The following is a 19,479-nucleotide window of genomic DNA, read 5'->3' as shown; positions in this document are numbered from 1 at the left end:
TACGAAGCTTGAAGTACGAAGCACGAAGTAAAAAGAGAACTATTTCTCATTCTCCATGCTTCGAACTTCTAGCTTCAAGCTTCTCTACTTGGCAAAGCTGTGAATCTCCGCTTTAAATATTTTAAACCCTTTCAATAAACTTTCTGTAAGTATATCCACTTCTTTTTGAGTGATGGTAGTAGCCAGCATACAAGCAAAAGTATTGATCATAATGATGTCTTCATGAAGGAAGAGGTAATCGAGAAAATCTACGATGAGTTTTCTTTCTTCTGGACACTGATAGGTTTCACGATAATTTCGAGGAGCTTGATATCGAAAATGCATTCTAAACATAGAACCAGCACCAGTAATTAATACAGGAACATCAGCTTCCTTAATGGCCTCCTCAATTTGTTTTTTGGCAATATCAGCCATATTATTGATGTCATCAACAGCCTTTCTATCAAAAAGCTCCATAGCTACTTTACCGGCAGTCATGGTAATAGGATTGGCAGAGAAGGTTCCAGAATGGGGCTGCTTAATAATTTTACGTGTGGGATCAAACACCGACATCACCTTTGCATCACCAGCAATAGCACCAACTGGGAAACCACCACCGATAATCTTTCCTAAAGCTGTCATATCAGGCTTTACCGGATATAAATGTTGGGCTCCGCTATAAGTAACACGATAGGTCACTACTTCGTCGAAAACCAAAAGCAATTTGTTCTTTCTAGTCCAATTATAAATGGCTATTAAATAATCTTCTTCAATGGGAAACATCCCCACACGATGAGAGATAGGATCAATCAATACACATGCTAAATCTTTTTTATTGGCTTCCAATAGTTTCAAAGTACGTTCTGTATCATTATATGGGAAAATGATCACATCACTTTTTACATTTTCAGGCGTTCCCATAGTAACGGGCACCGAATTGGGCTTATCAATATCTCCCCAATTATCGGGTTTAACAATTTGACTAATTTCAGCAAAGTCATAGGTGCCATGATAAGCTCCTTCTGCTTTTGCAATTTTTGGTCGTCCAGTATAGGCTCTAGCAGCCTTTATCATGGACATTACAGCTTCTGTACCTGAGTTAACAAACCTAATTTTTTCGAAATTATGGTTTCTCTCTACTAAAAGCTCTCCGAATGCTACTTCCACTTCACTTCCTAAAGTATAGGCAGTTCCTCTGTGCATTTGTTCGTTCACAGCATCAATAATAGCGGGATGGGCATGGCCATGAATAAGTGAGGCCATATTATTGGCAAAATCAACTCTTGTATTGGCATCAATATCGGTAACATAGCTACCTTTTGCAGTGGCTACATAAAATGGATGAGGGCGACGAAAAATAGTATTTCTGCTCACACCTCCTGTCATAACTTCTTTGGCTCTTTTATAAAGTGCCGAGCTATGCTTCCTGTTGGTATTATACGAATGACTACTCATGATTTTTTATTATGCGATTGTTTATTGAAATAATTGTGCTTCAGTTCTTTCTTTTAAGTATTCAAAATTTACATTTGGCCCCAGCTCTCTCACATATAACCCTTCTTCCTTCACATCTATGATAGCCAAATTTGTATATATGGTTTCTACAACTCCTTTTCCTGTCAATGGATAAGAACATTGTTTCACCAGTTTAGATTTTCCGTCTTTGGTATTATGCTGGGTAATGACAAAAATTCTCTTTACTCCTGCCACTAAATCCATAGCTCCACCAACTGCGGGGATTGCATTGGCTGCACCTGTTGACCAATTGGCCAAGTCACCTTCTTCGGATATCTGCATAGCTCCGAGCACGCATACATCTATATGCCCTCCTCTAATCATAGTAAAGCTATCTGCATGATGAAAGAAGCAAGCTCCAGGATTGGTTGTTACCGGCTTTTTTCCTGCATTGATTAATTCAAGGTCTTCTTGTCCCACTTCAGGAACAGGTCCCATACCTAACAAACCATTTTCTGTTTGATAAATGAGTTCTCTACCTTCAGGTACAAAGTCAGCTACCATTTCGGGCATTCCAATTCCAAGATTTACATAAGAACCATCTGGAATATCAAGAGCAACTTTCTGGGCCATTTCAGTTTTACTCCAACCTATTTTTATTTGATTATCTACCATGGGTACTTCAATTTTTGAGCCACTAAATCTGATTCATTGACAGGTTCAGATACTTCGACTACACGATTTACAAAAATTCCAGGTGTGACAACCACTTCTGGATCTATACTTCCTGCATCCACCACCTTCTTGGTTTGAACAATAGCCTTTTTTGCAGCAGTGCACATGATAGGACCAAAATTACGTGCTGTTGCATGGTAAGTTAAGTTCCCATAACGATCTGCTTGTTCACATTTCACTAAAGAAAAGTCGGCTTTAATCCCTCTTTCCAATACATATTCAATTCCATCGAATATTCTAGACTCTTTACCTTCAGCAAGAGGTGTATTTACCGATGCTGGAGTATAAAAAGCTGGAACGCCAGCCCCTCCAGCACGAATTCTTTCTGCTAAGGTTCCTTGTGGCACCAATTCCAATTCTATTTCTCCGGCATTATAGAGCTCAGGAAAAACAGTTGAATTGGCTGTACGTGGAAAAGAACAAATCATCTTTTTCACACGTTTTTGCTCGATAAGAGCTGCAAGACCCACATTTCCACTTCCAGTATTATTACTGACTATGGTCAAGTTTTTCGCACCTTGATCAATCAAGGCATGAATGAGTTCGATGGGACTACCTGCTTCGCCAAAACCACTGATCATAATGATGGCTCCATCATGTATGTCTTTAACTGCTTCGGCGGCCGAATCTACTATTTTGTTAATCATATAAATGATTTTATTTTTTAATAATCAGTCTTGCCCTACCCTAAAGGGAGCCTGATTTTAAAAAGTGATATTGTTTTTTGTTGCATTAATTAATTATTTTTCACTAACCATACTCCAAGGTCCCACCCTTTAGGGAGGGGTAAGGACCTTGAATATTATTTTCCTATTTCAATTCTAAACTTTTCTCGATGGCTGCTAATTCATCCTCGAAGAAGTTTTTACCTCCACCAAATGGCTTAAGTTTTTCTATAGTATTTTGCTCTTCGTCATATTCTGCTAAATACACCTTATCCATCCATTCCATATTTCTGGCTTCGTTGAATTTAAGGGCAAAAGCTTTTTTACCATTAACATCAACAGTTCCAAGCATGGAAGTTTTACCAGCAGAGGAAGTCATAGAGATATATCTCGACGGACGACCAATAGAAGGAAGACTTCTATAAATCTTACTAAATACATCGTTGATTTCAGCTAAAGGAGCTGTGAAATAATGGTGTTCACCAGTTGGACGCGCATAATACATAGAGTGGAAACCAACGCCTTGCATCATTAATAAATGTCCTAAGTCGATCCAGTTTTGAGCCGATTTATCGATGTCAATTTTTCCAGTTTCATCTGGGAATAAACTGATATGCTTCATGATTGGGCTTTGACTTTTTACAGTCATTCCAATAGATCTCAAACGACGAATAGCAGCTATAGTTGTTAGGTTCATCAATTCTTTTGGAGAAGAGAAGTGACCCATCCAAACCATTTGAATTCCATTCTCAATAATGGTCTTAAATAATTCTAATGTCTTGTCATAAGCAGGTCTGATAACAATTTGAGGATCGAACGTTAATGCTCTAGATGCCAAACGGATATTTCTGATATGAGCCAATTCTGGATCAGTAGTCAAAGGCTCTAAATATTCCTTCAAACGCTCATAGGGCATATATCCACCATCACCACCTGTGATTAGAATATCTGTTACTTCTTTGTGTTGTTTTAAATAAGTATGAACTTGTTTTGCATCATCTTGGATGAACATATCTTCATCTCCCCTCACTTGGGCATGACGGAAACAATAGTTACAGAAAGCAAAACAGCTTTGAGTAGTTTTATCAAAAATAAGGAAGCAATGAGGGTATTTATGTTGACTACCATTTAATATATCAATATCACCTTCTCCATTGTCAATATACGCTTTATTTAAAAGCTGTTTGCCATCATGTGGATTTGTTTTATGGATGTATGCTGAACAAAGTTGTTCTCTTTCTTCATTAGAACTTGCAGCCGCATATTCTTTCACCAATTCTGGCTTCATCATTCCTGGCTGAGGAAATACCAATTGGAAAACAGAATCATTTTTGAAATCTTTCCAATTGATGGTATTTAAAACGTGCTTTGTAGCTAAGAAACGATACACATTGATAAAAAGCTCACGTTCTTCAATATGTCCAATGTCAATTCCATTTTCGTTTAAGACTTTAATTATTTCTCTAAAACCATCTATTCCTGTATAGCGGTTTGTTTTACCAGTAAACATAGCTTTGCTTTCCTCTTTTATAATAGAGATTTTAGGGAATGCATTATGAATTTTATTAACTAGTGTTGCAGGCAAAAGGTTTTCTTTTTCTATTACCTTGATGGCACTTTCTTCAATTCCATGATGTGCGAATTGTTTTGAAAAATCAACTTTCATTGTATTTATTTTTTTGTGTTTTTAATTTATTTCAGATTGGATTAAAGGAGTAATTACCCATAGTAATTCTGATTCTCCCTTGGAGATATTTTTAAACAAATGTGGTTTGCTTGAATCGAAGTAAAAGCTATCTCCTTTCTCGAGTTTAAATTTCTTGCGATTTATGGTAGCTTCAAATTCGCCTTTTAAGACAAAGCAAAATTCCTGTCCTGGAAATTTACTGGTCATGACTCCTTTTGAATCTGCATTTTCATCAAAATGAAGTAGATATGGCTCTATTTGTTTAGATGGGAAATGATAGGAAAGTAAATAAGATGAGGTTCCTTTTTTATTGCTTTTGGCAAACCTACGTTCCTCCACTTTTAATAAGGGTTTCGTAATTTGATTTTCATTTTCACCAATTAAATCACCCACGGTTGTGTGTAAAGCATCTGCCACTTTCTTAAGCGTTACAATAGATGGAAAGGCCTTACCACTTTCGATTTGACTGATCAAACTAGATGTGACACCAATATCTTTCGCCAGTTCTTTCATTTGCAATCCAAAACCTTCGCGTCTCTTCTTAATTCGGCTTCCCATTTGGTCTATCATAATCCCTTTTTTGACTTAAAAATGATTTATACAAAGTAAATTAGATTTAACTTACGATATCCACTAAGTTCAGTTTTATTTAATTAAATTAAGTGTGATTTATATTAAGTCTAATTAATACTGGGTGTTTCGCGGATTAATGCCCTATTCTGATTATTGAGGAAGCAGAAATATTTTTTAGCAAAAATTATTATTTGAAAATATGGTGATATTTAAATCTAACTCAGGTATTAATAGATAAAGAGATAAATAGTAATGAATGCCAGATTGATATTTCTCAATTAGCCATTGGCTCCTATTTTATTAAGATAAAAACAAAAAAAGAAACATTGACCAAGCAATTAATAATAGAGTAAATTTTAGATTAGTAGAGAAGTGATTGGCCCATTGTATTTTACTTTGGGGCTTTTTAATTTGGAAAAACTAGCCTTGGGTAATAAGCAGATCATCATTAATACCAATCTTATGAAATCATTGTGAATTCTTCTTATTCAGTATCTTATCTTTAATCTTTCTTAAACTAAACTTATCCTTATTGATTGTGTTTAGTTTTTCCTCATCCTCTTTAGTGGTTTCCTTGGTGGTTTCTAGAATCTTTTTTAATGCACTATTTATTTGTTCTAGGTCTTTCATAATTATGGGTTTGTATTGGTATTTAAATAAAGCAGCTCCAAATCAAATTGGAGCTGCCTATAAACTCAATTAAAAATCTAATCAATAATCACTTTTTTGGTGATGACCTGATTACCGGTAATTATTTTCACAAAATAAATTCCGCTCACAAACTCTGAAACATCAAAAGATGATTTTTCATTTTCTATTAAGGATTCAAAAGCTATTCTGCCTTGCATATCTAAAATCTGTAGCTGTCCTAAAGTTTGAGTTTCAATAATTAATTGATCAGATGTAGGGATTGGATATATTTTAGCATCTAAGTTATCAGAGGAATGGTCTTCAATACCTACACCAAAACATATGGCATTGGCGTCCTGTACCAAATAGTCAGGTCCCGCTCCTGTTATGAGAGTTTCCCCAAGGCCATCCAATAATTCCCATGAACATTCTGTACCAAATCCCCCTTCTCCATCAAAGATTAAGAAAATGGCATCTCCATGTTCAGCATAAACTGGGAAAGAGGCTGAGAATCCATTTTCTAAAGTTAGATCAGGATAAGCAGTAACACCATTAACACTAACTAGCATAGTATTTCCTGTCCAACCATCCCCATAAGAATCATTCAAAATGAGTGTATGCTCACAACCTGAAAATACTCCAAAATCATAGCCCATAGTGTTGTTTTCTAAATTTGCATCTCCGCCTGGGTCTGAAGCTGTAAATACAACATTTAAAGCTCCTGTTTCTTCTGATGTCCACTGTGGAAATATCAAGTCGTTGGATTCTAAATAGCTTAAATTGCTAATGGTGATTGTTTCTTCATATAAATTGGACCCCTCCTTACTGATAACAGCTGTTAAGTCAAAAGAAGAAGTTTGACTACCAAAGTTGGCCACAGAAACTAATGGAGTATAAGTGTCACCTAATTGCATCATACCAGGGTTGTTTGCTGAAGTTACAGCCACATCAACAGGGTGAATAACCACATCGTTTACAGCCAATACTCCATACTGATCGTCCACTTCACTTATTGCATTAAATTCACCTGTTTCTAAATCATAAAACCCAAAGTATTTTTGAATTTCAGTACTTGCTCCACAGGTGATGGTATACAGTCGTTGTGTCGTAGGATCGTATGATACATCTTGACCATATTCCAAGTCCATACCAATATTACCCACAACAGAGGATGTTGCAGTACTAGGATCTATCTTTATCAATTGATCGTCATTAATGTCGGGACCATATAGGAAGCCGTCATCAGCTAAATCCATCGCCATTATTTTTCCTCCAGGTGCTCCTATTTCTGTGATGAAAAGAGCTTCAAGATCTAGCGTAAATAAGTGTGCTACCTCGTTCTGCTCTAGAACCATCATGTATATAATGTCATTTTCTTCATCATAGGCAAGGCCTGATGGGTACCAACCATCTGGACGATTAATTTCTCCCAAAATAATTTCACGACCATCTTCAAGAAATATAGAAACTCGTCCTTGCTCAGTTACGACATAGAGTAGATCGTTGATATAGGTACCACACATTTTAAATGGGCTCACTGGTAAATATTCTACGATTTCGAAAGTTCCATTTAAAACATCTACTGCTTCAAACTGATCAGAAGGGCCTTCGTTAATGGCAAAGGCTTGGTCGGAATAAGTAACATCAGCATAGTGAAGTAATATGGAGTTGGATGCTCCTGTTTCACCATCCCCAATATTGTTTATGGCCGTAATCTCGTAATAATGATATCCAATCTCTGTTAAGCTATTATCAATATAAGGTTGAGTTCCATTCCATGAGTTTTCTAAAACCATTTCGTCGGGCTGGCGTACTATTCTATAAGCCGAAATACTTTCCAGATAACCACCATGTAAGCCAATAGTTGGAGCATTCCAAGTAACAGAAGCTTCATCTCCATTGCTAATGGCCGTAGCGATAATGTTTTCAGGTATGGCTGGTGCATCAGGACCCACCCATGTTCCAATACTGGTGCTAATTCCATCCCCGGCATCATTTACACCGTATATGCTGTAATTATAAAATCCTGAAACTGTAATCTCGTTGTCAATAAAAGATTCCATACCTCCAATGCTAGGATTTTCTATGGTATGAATAGGATCTGAAACACCTTCTTTAAAGACATACACAAAATCTAAATCACTTAAGGCTCCTCCAGTAATGGTTTCATTTGGATTGGTCCATTCTAGAGTACATTCAAGAACACCATTAGCTGCTGCTGATGCAGAGGCTGCAGTTGGAGAACCTGGAGCTCCTTCAGTGGGCAGGCTGGCTAATTCATACGCAAATATGTGATTAGGAGTCTGTTGATTATTTCCTAATAAAACTGCGATATTGTTTTCGTAGTCTTCATAAATAGCCAAGCCTCCACAGTAACCATAAAGACCACCTAAATCACTAGTATAATTGTGAGCCACGCCAGTATATTCACCAGCTATTGGGTCGTATTGAACGAGCTGAATACCATTCATAACAGGAGTAATAGCAATCATATTTAACCATAGATAAGGGCCACCTTCCGAATAGGGATCAAACGCACTTCCATATGCTGCACCTTCAACACCGTTTACTGGCGTAATTAACATCACCACTGGGCTAATCATTTCGCCAGCTCTATTCACACAGGTTATTTCTTCCCAGTTACCACACCAAAAGGCATCTTGCTGGTTGTCATATGCAATATGAAGAATCCCAGTAATGCCTGGCGCATCTGCAGTGATGGTGCTCACCAAGGTTTTATTGGTAAAATCCATTTCAAAAATGTCCATACTTCCGTCTGATCCATCACCAGCATAAAAATATTGACCATCATAGGCCAAATCCTGTAGGCCATTATCCACACCAGGGATGGTAAAGGATTCTACAAATGTACCATCCATTTCGTATTTAAATATATTTACATCATTCCAATGGGCTGTGTAGATATATTGTCCATCAGTTTCTACACCAGGTTGGTTAGCAGTTGTTGCATCCCATTGGTATAAAACATCCCAAGCTTCTTTTGTTGAATTTTCGTTTTTTAGGTTTTGAAAATCTGCATAGCCAAAATCATTTTTTGAAGAAGGATAGGTAAACATATTTTCATAGTTGAATACTTGACTATCTGTATTTTCAAGGTTTGTATTATTTCTATGATTTAACTCAAAAGACTGCGCCAATATATTTGATGAAAATAATATGGCCAGACAGACAATGACTAAAAATTGTAATCTAGTTTTCATAATTTATCTTTTAAATTTATTTCATTTGAAAAAAAAGAGTTTTGATTTTAGGATCCAGGTTCATCACTACTCTTTTAAATTCCTTTGATTGTTTATTTGTTTCTTGCTATGTTTGTATTTTAATACACAGCAAATAGAATATAAATTAATCAAAGCAGCATGTTTTTGCAGTTTCATAAAGTGCACATCTCAATTATAGAGGTTACATTAGATGCACATATATTTTTTAATGCTGAATATTAGGTGACTATAATTATTGGGAAAGAGATTAAAAAATCTGTTTTGTCAATTTAATATAGAAAACAAGAATGTGATTCATGAGAAAAATTGAAGTAGAAAATATTTTCAAAGGCAGATTTGCTAAATCAGCCTCTAGAAAAACCACTCTGGGAATGAATAAATATTGGATAATACTTCTATTGATTTTATTTTGTTCTAATCATTTAAGTGCTCAAGTAGATTCTATACTATTTAATGCTGAACATCCAGATGTTTATGTGGAGACTTTAGTAAAGAAGGCTAGAAAAGAGTTTGATAATAATACCCGTACCTCCTATTTTTATTTGGAAGAGGCACTTAAGCTAGATGAATACATTCATGATACCACCAAGATTGAATTGTATAATGTGGCAGGAGAATTGCACTTCATGCTCAACTTATTCGATCTTTCTTTCGATTATCTACATCAAGCATTGGAGATACAAAATAGAATAGATTCATTAGGAAGCTTTGCCATATATAATAGGATTGGAACGGTTTATTTAATCATGAAAGATTATGAAAAAGCCCGTTATAATTATTTAAAAGCCAAAGATCTATATGAAAGGCATCCTGCTCCTGAAGATATTGATGAAAATAAAATTCATGCAATCATCAATAATCTATCCGTGCTAGAAAGAGATGAGGGAAACTTTTTTAAATCGAAAAACTATTTAAACCAATATTTAGATAAAACCATTGCCGCTCATGATACCACTCATATTATATTCTTTTATCACAATCTATCTATCGTTTATTTCGATTTAGAGGAATATAAAGAAGGAATGATATATTTGAACAAAGCCATAGAGCTTTGTTATTTAGCCAATTCAAATCGTGAGCTTTCTCTATTATTGAAAAACAAAGGAGAAGTATTTCATACCCATAATAACTCCAACGACTCCGCTATTTATTACACTTTAAAAGCTTATGATTTAGGTAAAGAAATTGGGCATCCACATGTACAGAAAGAGGCTGTTCGATTATTGTATACCATCTACAAATCTATAGGAGAATTTGAGAAAGCCCTGGAATATAAAGAAATAGAGCAGAGGCTCAGCGAAGAGGCTATCAATACAGAGAATATTAAGAAAGTGACCAGTATTGAGCTGAATGCAAAATACAAACAAAGTAGGAGAGAGCTCATTGAGAAACAAAAGAAAAACGAGTTGATTTTGTATACCATATTAATTGGGCTCATTATTATTGCTCTATTCTTTCTCATGCTATTTAGGCTTCAAAAAACAAAAGCTACCAAAAGGAAATTACAGAATGAAATATTGCGTTCTACCTTAGAGTCAAAAAACAAAGAGTTCACAGCTAAGTTATTGCACACCTTACAGATTACCGAATTACTAAATGACACTCACAATAGAATATTGTCGATTAGGGAAGATGGCTCCGATGAAATGAGAAAGAATCTCACCTCTATTCTCACTAGTATAAAACAAGAGCATTTTAGTTTCAATTGGGAAGAATTCGAAAAGCTTTTTGTTGAAACGCATCAGGATTTCTATACCAATCTATTATCAGATTTCCCAAACCTTACTAAAAACGAATTGCGATTGTGTGCCTTTCTAAAAATGAACTTATCTTCCAAAGAAATCTCGGCCATTACCAATCAAAGCTATAGAAGCATTGTGGTAGCTAGATCTAGAATGAGAAAAAAATTAGGTATTGAGACCGAACAACAGAGTATTACTTCTTTTTTGGCTGGGTATTAGTCTATCTTATATTGTAATATTAGATAGAAAAAGACTATTCTTTTATCGAGTTCTCCAGATTTTTGGGTTCCTACTGCTGTGAAGTATGGCTATAACAGCTATTTCTTGTTGATTAATTATAAAATAAATCCCATAGCTGAACCGCTTTAAGAAAACAACTCTAATACTACTAAATTTCTTTTGACAAGACAATGGGTAGTTTTGAATATGATATACAGCTTTATCTAATTGCTGCAAGAATACATCAGCAAGTTTTGGATTAATTGAATCATAATATTCTATAATTTCTTGCAAGTCATTTTTAGCAGGAGGTCGAAAAGTTAGATTATACATCTTTCCTCTTGATAGATTTTTTCACTTGTTCCCAAGTCAAACCAGGCTCTTGAGCAGTATTGGCTTCTTTTTCGCGTGACAATAAAATCTCCTTATGCTTTTCTGTGAGTTCAAATGATTCCTGCATCAATATTAATTCTCTCTGAAAATCATCCCAATTTTCAAAAGTATCTCTACTGAGTTTAGCTCCATTTTTAATAGTAATTGTTGTCATGAAACAAAAATAGTTAATTTTCAGTTCAATATCTAGATTAAAAGTTCTCTATAATTAAACAAAACGCTCCACCAAGTCCACCAAACGATTAGAATAACCCATCTCATTATCATACCAAGCGATTACTTTCACCAATTTGTTTTTATCACCAAGAACCGCCGTGAGTTGAGCATCAAAAACAGCGGAATGGGAATTGCCAATCACATCGCGCGATACTATTGGATCTTCGGTATATTCGAGGATGCCTTTCATAGTGGTTTCGCTGGCTACTTTAAAGGCTTCGTTGATCTCTTCAATGGTAGCGGGTTTAGCAAGTGTACAAGTTAAATCGGTTAATGAGCCATCGGGAACAGGAACTCGTATACCTGCCCCACCTAGATTCTGGTCTAAATGAGGAAAAATACGGGTAACTGCCTTTGCCGCTCCGGTTGTAGTAGGCACTATATTCTCAGCTGCCGTTCTTCCCCTCCTCAAATCTTTATGAGGTCCATCTAAAATATTCTGATCTTTAGTGTAAGAGTGAACGGTGGTGATAAACCCTTTTTCTATTCCCCAGTTTTCGTCTAATATCTTTATCAGTGGAGCCACATTATTGGTGGTACAACTGGCATTGGAAATAATCTTTAGATTCTTGTCAATATCTTTATCATTTACACCCAAAACTATAAACGGAATTTCCTGTTCCTCATCATCTTTGGCTGGTGCTGAAATGATTACCTTTTTCGCTCCTGCCTGCAAATGCATGCCTGCTTTATCTTTAGTGGCAAACAAACCTGTAGACTCAATCACCACATCAATATCCAAATCAGCCCATGGTAAATTCTGAGGATTCTTTTCCTTTAAAACCAACGTTGATTGATCATTAACTATCAAATGATTCTCATCATAATCTACCTTCGCCTTCACGGCTCTGTGAACCGTATCGTATTTCAAAAGGTGTGAAAGGGTGTAGGTATCTGTTAAATCATTAATGGCAATAACACTAATATTGGGATGGTTAATAAGTAGGCGAAAAGTAGCTCTACCTATTCTTCCAAATCCGTTGATAGCCAATCTTATTTTTGACATGATCTGTGAGTTTTTAAGGATACAAAATTACGGGTTTTTTAGGCAGTATCATTGCTAGAATTCAAAATCAGTGAAACTATGATGATGTTGGAATTATATTTCTGCTATTAAAACGATACCCTTTAGCATTTCAGTTTCTACAAGTTTTGTGGTTCGAAGCTCGGAGCACGAAGCTAGAGGTAAATCAAATCGGGCTTCCAACTTTAGACTTCAAGCTATCTCACTCAATTAATACAACGAAACTCATTGTTTATCAGAGTCATGATGTGATCAGTCTGTGTGGTTTCAGACCTCTTAAAACTCCCAATCCAAACCATATTTCTCACTGATATCAAGCGCTGGCATGGGTCCATCTAAAGGTTTTAAATCTTTCACATACCAATCTAGCCAGTCAATCTGACGATAAATAACATCTATCTGTCCCACTTGCTTTCTGTTACCATGTCCTTCACCTGGATATTGTACCAAACGAACGGCAGGATGGTTATTCATTTTCATACGGCGGTATAATTGCAAACTTTGCTCTGGATGTACACGTGGATCATCGGCACCACCATAAATTAAGGTAGCAGTTTTACTTTGGTGCGCCCAATAAACCGGACTGCGTTCCAAATTCATCTGCCACTGTTCTTCTAATGGTTTGCCACTGTGTACATACAACTCTTCATAAGAAATATCTGTAGTTCCGCGCTTGCTGCTCACATTACTAATTCCTACGAACATACAAACGGCTTTTACATATTCGGTATAATAGGTCGCGAACCAACCCGAAGCATATCCACCATAAGACCCACCAGCCATTCCAACTCTTTCTTTATCAGCGCCTTTTTCGGCAATGAGATACTCAATACCATCGGCTAAGTCGTCAAATTCTTTTCCTGCAGGATCCATAAAACCTTCCATGGCAAAATCAATACCATAGCCAGTACTGGCTCTATAGTTCAAATAAGCCACCAAATATCCTTTTCCGGCCATCACCTGTCCCGGGGTGGAATACCTACTCAACCAACCATTGCTATGATGAGATTCAGGTCCACCGTGAACATATAATACCAAAGGGTATTTCTTGTTCTTTTTATAACCCACAGGTTTCATCAATAATCCTTCTATTTCTTTGCCATCTCTAGCTATAAACTGAATCACTTCTTGCTCTCCCAGTTCCATATCGGCTAATTGAGGATTCACATTGGTCAGTTTATTGAGTTTTCCTTTTCCACTCCACGAATAAATATTGGAATAATCACTGGGTGTATTTCCTGTGAAAACAAAGGTTTTGAGGTCAGCAGTAAATATGGGTTTTCCGAAAATGATACCTGAATCCTCAGCGTCTAATAATACATCACGTTTTCCTTTTTTAATGGATACACTAGAGAGTTTAGGATAAACACCTTCTCCAGAATAGAAGAAGATTTCTTTATTACTTTTCCATGCTATCCAACTCACATGGCCTTTGAAATTCTCAGGAGTGAGATTTGTTATTTCTTCTTTTTTAAGTGAATAAACAAAGGCCTGACTTACGGCATGGTCGTTGATATTTAAAGCTGAGGCAAAAGCCAATTGAGTACCCTCCTCATTAAAGGCATAGTTTCCGAGTTTACCAATATTTCCTACTTCATTGATGAGCTTTCCCGAAGCCAAATCCATAATTTTAATTTTACGGAACATATATTTTTGATCTGTAAGGTTTTTCTCGGTGGTAGTAAAAGCTAAATATTCGCTACTTGGACTAAAAATCATCTCCCAAACATGAGTGTTCTCTAGTAGTTTCTTTTCCTCTTGAGTTTGATAATTGGCATCAAATTGTACCAAATATAATTCTTTTATTTTAAGATTTTCTTCATAAAAGATAAAGCCATAACCGCGATCATCAAGTTCCATTTCTTTTTCTGATTTGACCTGCATAGAAAGATAGGCCATTCCCAAACCATCAGGCTGCCATTGATAAGAACTCACTCCATTTTCGGCATGGGTCACTTGTATTTTCTCTCCTCCTTCAACTGGCATTACCCAAACTTGACTCTTTCCACCTTCTTCGGTATAAGTGAAAGCTAAATGAGAACCATCGGGACTATAATGAGGAGAACCACCTTTAAAACCCTCCTCAAAAAGAAGTGTAGATTCTTGAGTGGTCATATTCATTTTATAATACTTATAATGTGAGCCACCAGCTTCCTCATTTGCTGTTCTTGGTGTTGAAATACTGTAAATCAACTCTGAACCATCAGGACTTAATTCACTAATTCCACATCGTTCCAAACTGAGTAAATCGCTGGGAGACATTACAGATTGAGAAAAAGCCAACTGACTTAAAGGCAAGGACATAAACAACACTAAAGCGGCAATAAATTTGAAATATTTTTTCATGATATCATTTTTAATAATAGATAAAACTGGTGCCGAAGATAGAAAATGTATTGCTTCTGCCAAAATGGATTGAAATAGATTTTGGAAAGAAATCAAAACATCCACCTAAATATTTATGGACTGCACAGTTAATCCGCTTTTTGTTAAATAGTAAAGTTCTTGACCTGATTCTTTGGAATGAGATATGAAGTATTTCCCATCATTTGAGAATCTATATTACCTTTGAAAAAAATATTCGAAACTATGGCATATACATACGAATACCCACGTCCCATGCTTTGTGTAGATATGGTAATACTAAGAAAACTTGAAGAGCAAACCGAAATTCTTCTCATAAAAAGAGGGCATGAGCCATATCAAGATCATTGGGCTTTGCCAGGTGGATTTATTGAGATGGAGGAAGATTTAATAGAATCAGCTTATAGAGAATTGGAGGAGGAAACCAATATCACAAATGTGAAGCTTCAACAATTAAAAACCTATGGTAAACCCGGAAGAGATCCAAGGGGAAGAACGATAAGTGTGGTTTTTGGCGGTTTTTTAGAAGAAGTACAGGAAGCACAAGCTGGCGATGATGCTAGCGAAGCGGAATGGTTCTTTATTGATGAATTACCTGAATTGGCTTTTGACCATGATTTGATAGTACGAGAATCATTGGAAAGCTTATTTCTTTAATAAGAAGGCTTAAGCTGATTAGCAGTAGATAATTTTTCCAGTTAAAAATCTAAAGTAATCTTTTGTCCACGCACCTAATACTGAAGTATCTTTTAAAAATGGACTAACTTCTGTTACCGCATTTTTAATGTTTAATTGGTCAACTTTTTTATACATGAATTCGATAAATACTTCTTTAGTTAATACAAACGCACTGTCAAGATTTTCACTCTCAATTATTCGATGCTGTAAATGTTCCAGGTTTAATTTTACACCTTGCTTTACATACCATTCAAAGTCGTACCAATCTCTTCCTTTAACCCTTGTTTTCCAATTTCTAAACAATACAGCATGCATTTTTCCCGCATAAAGATTGGGTAAACTCATGCTTAAAATATTAAAAGTTATAGGCATTAATAAGGTTTTTGATTCTGTTTGAAATTTTAATGGGGGATTTGTGTCAATTTCAAACTTAATTTTAATTTTTCTGCCGGAATATATACCTCCCAAAATGGAACTAATATTCTCAGAAGAGATATGCAAAGAATGTAGAGAAGTATCATTTTTTAAAAAAGCTGATTCAATATGGCTGATGTTACTACTTTTCTTTTTGGTATGTATATTGATACTAATTCCTAAGGAGTTAAACTCCTCAATAATGACAGGGAAATAGGGTTCCAATTTAAAATTTTTATTCTTTTCTAGCAAAGTAAAATCTAAATCCTCCGAAAAACGATCTAAGCCATATAAAATCCTTAATGCAGTACCTCCGTAAAATGCCGCTTTCTCAAAAAAACCACCTCTATACAATCCCAATAATACGATTTCCTGAAATATCTCTTTCAGGGCATTTATCATATCATTTTCACTTTCTATTTCATATTTAGAAAGCATCTGTTCTAAAATATTCATCAATTGTTTTTTAGTAATTTGAGAAAAATAGCAATTCGTTTCGATTTACTCTTTTGGTAATAGTCATTTATTATTTCAATATTCAAATTGTTTAAATCAACTATATCGATTCTTAAATCATCTTCTAAAAAAGCAATGAGTTCCTTTTTAGAAAAAAAAGAAGTGTTTTTTAAATAAATCATATCACATAATGCTTTTTCTTTTGTGGCTATCATAAAAAAACCATTTTTGGCATGCTCTATTTTAAGTCCAATAGAAAACAATTCCTTTTTAATATGTTTATAACTAAAAACACCTAATTCTGTATCATATTGTTTGCTCCGTTTAGTACAAACTGATGTCAACTGAAAAACACTTTCGGGAATAAGACCATGATATGATAAAGCATATTCCAAAGAAATATAAGAAGGCCCTAAAATAGTATTGGCTAATAATTCTTTTGAAATAATATTTTTTGTAATAATAGATGAGTGGTAGTATAAACCTTTTTTGATTGGTTTTAAAACACCCTTTTGTTTTAAATGATTTATCTTATCATTTACCTTAAAATACCCCAAATTCATAAGTATACTTGATATACTCGAATGGTCAATGATATGGGTTTTTATTTTTGATAATTCTCTTTCTATCTCACCTATCATAATACTATATTTGCGTATATAATCCATATACCATGGATTATATACGCAAATATAGTAAATTAATTAGGTTTATCATTAAATATAAAGATACCAACATAATATTCTGCTTCATAAAAAACCAACAATCTCTTTAAAAAATCCTTAGAACTTCTCTAAGAGGATTTAAAGAATTGGAGGAGGAGGCTCATTTTACAAATGTGAAACTTCAACAATTAAAAACCTATGGCAAACCCAGAAGAGACCCAAGAGGAAGAACGGTAAGTGTAGTTTTTGGAGCTTTTTTAGAAGAAGAACAAGAAGCACAAGCGGGTGATGATGCCAGTGAAACAGAATGGTTCTTTATTGATGAATTACCTGAATTGGCTTTTGACCATGATTTGATAGTACAAGAATCTTTGGAAGTATGGCTATGATGAGTGAACACCCCAGTGAATGAGTTAATAGCATTAGAGGCTCCATAGATCCTATCATTCTCTCACTCCACTATTAAAATCCCTTATGTCTCAGGGCCTCCGTTGGTTAAACCTTCACAAGATCAATAAAACTAAAATTAAACTCATTCTTCTCCCCTTTCTCATGATGCTCTTCTGCTATAACTTTCCAGTTTTGTATGTCGATTTCTGGGAAGAACACATCTGCTTCAAAGCTAGAGTGAACTTTAGTCAAGAAGATTTTATGTGCATATGGAAGTAGTTTCTCATAAATGCTCCCTCCTCCAATCACGAATACTTCTTCTTCTGACTTGGCATATTTTTCTATGGCCTCGTCAACAGAATGTAGCATGGTACATTTGTCTAATTTCAAGTCTTTGTCTCTAGTAATCACCACATTTTCTCTTTTGGGGAGGGCTCCGTTTGGTAAAGATTCGTAAGTCTTTCTTCCCATTAAAATGGTATGACCTGTAGTTAAGCGCTTAAAACGTTTTAAATCGTCTGAGATATACCAAATGAGATCATTATCTTTTCCAATGGCATTATTTTCAGCAACGGCAACTATGATAGAGAGCATATCTTTGTTTTTTTGCAAATTTAGAAATAATCACTCATCATCGCCTATTTATCCTAGGCACATTTTCTATTTAAAACTTTATAAAATATTTAACAAAGTATATTGTTTTGTCATTCACCTTTCTAGCCTACTCATTTTCTGAGTTCTACAAATGAGTCTTAGTGCAAAAACAAATAATTAAGACATTAAAATACCTAAATACAAAACCACTATGTTTGAATTGAAGATTGTTTTCATATATTTGACTATAATATAGGGTTTTACGAAGTGATTTTAAAGCCTTTTTTCTCCATTTATACATAGAAGGTATACCGGAAGAAGCACAAACAATTAAGCCAATACCCTGGCTTTGCTTTTATGTATTTTTAAATTAAAAACTATTCTTATGAAGAAAACTGTACTCTTTTCCCTATTGGTATTATTAGGTTTTGGCTCTTTTGCTCAAAACGCTATAATCCTTAATATTAATAATTATATGGGAGACCAAGTTCTAGAAATGGAACAATCCTATACACATGATCTTGATTATGAGTATTCCATCACAAGATTACAATACTATGTGTCGCAAATTAAAATTGTTCATGACGGCGGAATAGTTACAGACATAGAAGACACTTGGCTATTAGTAAATGTGGAAGAGGAAATGTCTTTCAATCTTGGAAATCATGACATTGATGTTATTGAAGAAATTCGATTTGGAATAGGTGTTGAACCTGAGATAAACCATCTAGATCCTACTACTTATCCTGAAGGCCATCCATTGGCACTACAAAATCCTGATATGCATTGGGGCTGGGCTTCGGGCTATAGATTTGCTGCACTAGAAGGAAAGACTGGTACTGCATTATTAATCGACTATCAGATACATAGTTTAGGTGATATTAATTATTTAATGGTAAATCTTCCTACTGCCAACTTGGTCAATGGTGATGAAAGAATCATCAGTATAAAAGCTGATTATATGGGTTTACTTGAAAATATTGATGTTTCTGCAGGTTTATTTTCACATGCTGAAACTGGCGAATCTGCAGTCTTATTGTCTAATTTCTCCACTAAAGTATTTTCGCAAATGGTATTTACTGGGCTTGATGATTTAGAGCCACAAGCTAGTTTTGTAATTGCACCTAATCCTGCGACCATTCATCAAACCCATATTCTTCTCTATAAAGATTATCCTACAAATTCTAAACTACAGATCACCGATTTAAGTGGCCGTATTATTAAAGAACAATTTATAGAAGCCAATCAGACCAAACTTGATATAGATATTGATGAAGCAGGAATTTACTTCTTAAGCTTAATAAATCAGTCTCAGGTTATTGAAACACAAAAATTAGTGATCAGTCAATAAGAAATTA

General features: G+C 35.2%; 19 protein-coding genes. 5 read left to right on the top strand and 14 right to left on the bottom strand.

Annotation, left to right across the window (positions count from 1 at the left end; all coding sequences use genetic code 11):
• Positions 1-84 precede the first annotated feature (84 nt).
• The 5 genes from HNS38_RS05380 to HNS38_RS05360 form a co-directional block, all read right to left on the bottom strand.
• Entirely contained in the window at positions 85-1,434 is a 1,350-nt protein-coding gene (locus HNS38_RS05380) for an aspartate aminotransferase family protein (protein ID WP_172346117.1), read from the bottom strand.
• Between the two features lie 21 nt (positions 1,435-1,455).
• Positions 1,456-2,109, bottom strand: coding sequence for a 3-oxoacid CoA-transferase subunit B (locus HNS38_RS05375; RefSeq protein WP_172275969.1), 654 nt, complete (start codon positions 2,107-2,109; stop codon positions 1,456-1,458).
• A complete protein-coding gene (locus HNS38_RS05370) occupies positions 2,103-2,816 on the bottom strand; it encodes a 3-oxoacid CoA-transferase subunit A (protein WP_172275967.1) in 714 nt (237 codons plus the stop codon). Before HNS38_RS05370 ends, HNS38_RS05375 begins: the two co-directional genes overlap by 7 nt.
• A gap of 163 nt (positions 2,817-2,979) precedes the next feature.
• Complete coding sequence (locus HNS38_RS05365) at positions 2,980-4,500, bottom strand: hypothetical protein (protein WP_216663643.1); 1,521 nt, start codon at positions 4,498-4,500, stop codon at positions 2,980-2,982.
• A gap of 21 nt (positions 4,501-4,521) precedes the next feature.
• Positions 4,522-5,091 (bottom strand): helix-turn-helix domain-containing protein, encoded by a 570-nt coding sequence (locus tag HNS38_RS05360; RefSeq protein WP_172275965.1) that lies wholly within the window; start codon positions 5,089-5,091, stop codon positions 4,522-4,524.
• Between the two features lie 233 nt (positions 5,092-5,324).
• On the opposite strand from HNS38_RS05360, the gene HNS38_RS21060 reads away from it, so the two are divergent.
• Positions 5,325-5,447: a T9SS type A sorting domain-containing protein gene (locus tag HNS38_RS21060; protein WP_172276320.1), complete on the top strand. Its 123-nt coding sequence runs from the start codon at positions 5,325-5,327 to the stop codon at positions 5,445-5,447.
• 115 nt (positions 5,448-5,562) lie between these two features.
• On the opposite strand, the gene HNS38_RS05350 is transcribed toward HNS38_RS21060, so the two are convergent.
• A complete protein-coding gene (locus tag HNS38_RS05350; RefSeq protein ID WP_172275963.1) occupies positions 5,563-5,724 on the bottom strand; it encodes a hypothetical protein in 162 nt (53 codons plus the stop codon).
• Between the two features lie 77 nt (positions 5,725-5,801).
• Positions 5,802-8,945: a T9SS type A sorting domain-containing protein gene (locus HNS38_RS05345; protein ID WP_172346116.1), complete on the bottom strand. Its 3,144-nt coding sequence runs from the start codon at positions 8,943-8,945 to the stop codon at positions 5,802-5,804.
• 317 nt (positions 8,946-9,262) lie between these two features.
• On the opposite strand from HNS38_RS05345, the gene HNS38_RS05340 reads away from it, so the two are divergent.
• On the top strand, positions 9,263-10,927 hold the full coding sequence (locus HNS38_RS05340) for a tetratricopeptide repeat protein (RefSeq protein WP_172346115.1): 1,665 nt from the start codon (positions 9,263-9,265) through the stop codon (positions 10,925-10,927).
• 42 nt (positions 10,928-10,969) lie between these two features.
• Here HNS38_RS05340 and HNS38_RS05335 read toward each other — a convergent pair whose 3' ends face one another.
• The 4 genes from HNS38_RS05335 to HNS38_RS05320 form a co-directional block, all read right to left on the bottom strand.
• The gene (locus tag HNS38_RS05335) at positions 10,970-11,260 is read right to left on the bottom strand and encodes a type II toxin-antitoxin system RelE/ParE family toxin (protein ID WP_172275957.1); all 291 of its coding nucleotides are present in this window, start codon (positions 11,258-11,260) and stop codon (positions 10,970-10,972) included.
• The gene (locus HNS38_RS05330; RefSeq protein WP_172275955.1) at positions 11,253-11,474 is read right to left on the bottom strand and encodes a hypothetical protein; all 222 of its coding nucleotides are present in this window, start codon (positions 11,472-11,474) and stop codon (positions 11,253-11,255) included. Before HNS38_RS05330 ends, HNS38_RS05335 begins: the two co-directional genes overlap by 8 nt.
• Before the next feature lie 54 nt (positions 11,475-11,528).
• Positions 11,529-12,542 (bottom strand): type I glyceraldehyde-3-phosphate dehydrogenase, encoded by a 1,014-nt coding sequence (gap, locus tag HNS38_RS05325; RefSeq protein ID WP_172346114.1) that lies wholly within the window; start codon positions 12,540-12,542, stop codon positions 11,529-11,531.
• Positions 12,543-12,836: 294 nt separating this feature from the next.
• The gene (locus HNS38_RS05320) at positions 12,837-14,906 is read right to left on the bottom strand and encodes a prolyl oligopeptidase family serine peptidase (RefSeq protein ID WP_172275951.1); all 2,070 of its coding nucleotides are present in this window, start codon (positions 14,904-14,906) and stop codon (positions 12,837-12,839) included.
• A gap of 243 nt (positions 14,907-15,149) precedes the next feature.
• On the opposite strand from HNS38_RS05320, the gene HNS38_RS05315 reads away from it, so the two are divergent.
• The gene (locus HNS38_RS05315) at positions 15,150-15,581 is read left to right on the top strand and encodes an NUDIX hydrolase (RefSeq protein WP_172275949.1); all 432 of its coding nucleotides are present in this window, start codon (positions 15,150-15,152) and stop codon (positions 15,579-15,581) included.
• Between the two features lie 18 nt (positions 15,582-15,599).
• Here the strand turns inward: HNS38_RS05315 and HNS38_RS05310 are convergent, their stop codons facing one another.
• A complete protein-coding gene (locus HNS38_RS05310) occupies positions 15,600-16,472 on the bottom strand; it encodes a nucleotidyl transferase AbiEii/AbiGii toxin family protein (protein ID WP_253916188.1) in 873 nt (290 codons plus the stop codon).
• Complete coding sequence (locus HNS38_RS05305; protein ID WP_172275947.1) at positions 16,472-17,140, bottom strand: hypothetical protein; 669 nt, start codon at positions 17,138-17,140, stop codon at positions 16,472-16,474. Before HNS38_RS05305 ends, HNS38_RS05310 begins: the two co-directional genes overlap by 1 nt.
• Positions 17,141-17,283: 143 nt before the next feature.
• Between HNS38_RS05305 and HNS38_RS05300 the strand changes: the two genes are divergently transcribed.
• The gene (locus HNS38_RS05300) at positions 17,284-17,526 is read left to right on the top strand and encodes a hypothetical protein (RefSeq protein WP_371742896.1); all 243 of its coding nucleotides are present in this window, start codon (positions 17,284-17,286) and stop codon (positions 17,524-17,526) included.
• 106 nt (positions 17,527-17,632) lie between these two features.
• Here the strand turns inward: HNS38_RS05300 and HNS38_RS05295 are convergent, their stop codons facing one another.
• A complete protein-coding gene (locus HNS38_RS05295; RefSeq protein WP_172275943.1) occupies positions 17,633-18,121 on the bottom strand; it encodes a dihydrofolate reductase in 489 nt (162 codons plus the stop codon).
• A gap of 385 nt (positions 18,122-18,506) precedes the next feature.
• On the opposite strand from HNS38_RS05295, the gene HNS38_RS05290 reads away from it, so the two are divergent.
• A complete protein-coding gene (locus HNS38_RS05290) occupies positions 18,507-19,472 on the top strand; it encodes an MbnP family protein (protein ID WP_172275941.1) in 966 nt (321 codons plus the stop codon).
• The last annotated feature ends 7 nt before the right edge of the window (positions 19,473-19,479 follow it).

Origin of the sequence: Lentimicrobium sp. L6 (genome assembly GCF_013166655.1) — a bacterium.
In the GTDB taxonomy this organism is placed as follows: Bacteria; Bacteroidota; Bacteroidia; order Bacteroidales; family UBA12170; genus UBA12170.
Note: the sequence above shows the minus strand (reverse complement) of the source record. Positions and strands in the feature narration are given on the sequence as shown.

Bases quoted from the DNA above. Each gene is read 5' to 3' on its own strand.
- HNS38_RS05380 (WP_172346117.1), bottom strand. From the start codon at position 1,434: ATGAGTAGTCATTCGTATAATACCAACAGGAAGCATAGCTCGGCACTT.
- HNS38_RS05375 (WP_172275969.1), bottom strand. From the start codon at position 2,109: ATGGTAGATAATCAAATAAAAATAGGTTGGAGTAAAACTGAAATGGCC.
- HNS38_RS05370 (WP_172275967.1), bottom strand. From the start codon at position 2,816: ATGATTAACAAAATAGTAGATTCGGCCGCCGAAGCAGTTAAAGACATA.
- HNS38_RS05365 (WP_216663643.1), bottom strand. From the start codon at position 4,500: ATGAAAGTTGATTTTTCAAAACAATTCGCACATCATGGAATTGAAGAA.
- HNS38_RS05360 (WP_172275965.1), bottom strand. From the start codon at position 5,091: ATGATAGACCAAATGGGAAGCCGAATTAAGAAGAGACGCGAAGGTTTT.
- HNS38_RS05350 (WP_172275963.1), bottom strand. From the start codon at position 5,724: ATGAAAGACCTAGAACAAATAAATAGTGCATTAAAAAAGATTCTAGAA.
- HNS38_RS05345 (WP_172346116.1), bottom strand. From the start codon at position 8,945: ATGAAAACTAGATTACAATTTTTAGTCATTGTCTGTCTGGCCATATTA.
- HNS38_RS05340 (WP_172346115.1), top strand. From the start codon at position 9,263: ATGAGAAAAATTGAAGTAGAAAATATTTTCAAAGGCAGATTTGCTAAA.
- HNS38_RS05335 (WP_172275957.1), bottom strand. From the start codon at position 11,260: ATGTATAATCTAACTTTTCGACCTCCTGCTAAAAATGACTTGCAAGAA.
- HNS38_RS05330 (WP_172275955.1), bottom strand. From the start codon at position 11,474: ATGACAACAATTACTATTAAAAATGGAGCTAAACTCAGTAGAGATACT.
- gap (WP_172346114.1), bottom strand. From the start codon at position 12,542: ATGTCAAAAATAAGATTGGCTATCAACGGATTTGGAAGAATAGGTAGA.
- HNS38_RS05320 (WP_172275951.1), bottom strand. From the start codon at position 14,906: ATGAAAAAATATTTCAAATTTATTGCCGCTTTAGTGTTGTTTATGTCC.
- HNS38_RS05315 (WP_172275949.1), top strand. From the start codon at position 15,150: ATGGCATATACATACGAATACCCACGTCCCATGCTTTGTGTAGATATG.
- HNS38_RS05310 (WP_253916188.1), bottom strand. From the start codon at position 16,472: ATGAATATTTTAGAACAGATGCTTTCTAAATATGAAATAGAAAGTGAA.
- HNS38_RS05305 (WP_172275947.1), bottom strand. From the start codon at position 17,140: ATGGATTATATACGCAAATATAGTATTATGATAGGTGAGATAGAAAGA.
- HNS38_RS05295 (WP_172275943.1), bottom strand. From the start codon at position 18,121: ATGCTCTCTATCATAGTTGCCGTTGCTGAAAATAATGCCATTGGAAAA.
- HNS38_RS05290 (WP_172275941.1), top strand. From the start codon at position 18,507: ATGAAGAAAACTGTACTCTTTTCCCTATTGGTATTATTAGGTTTTGGC.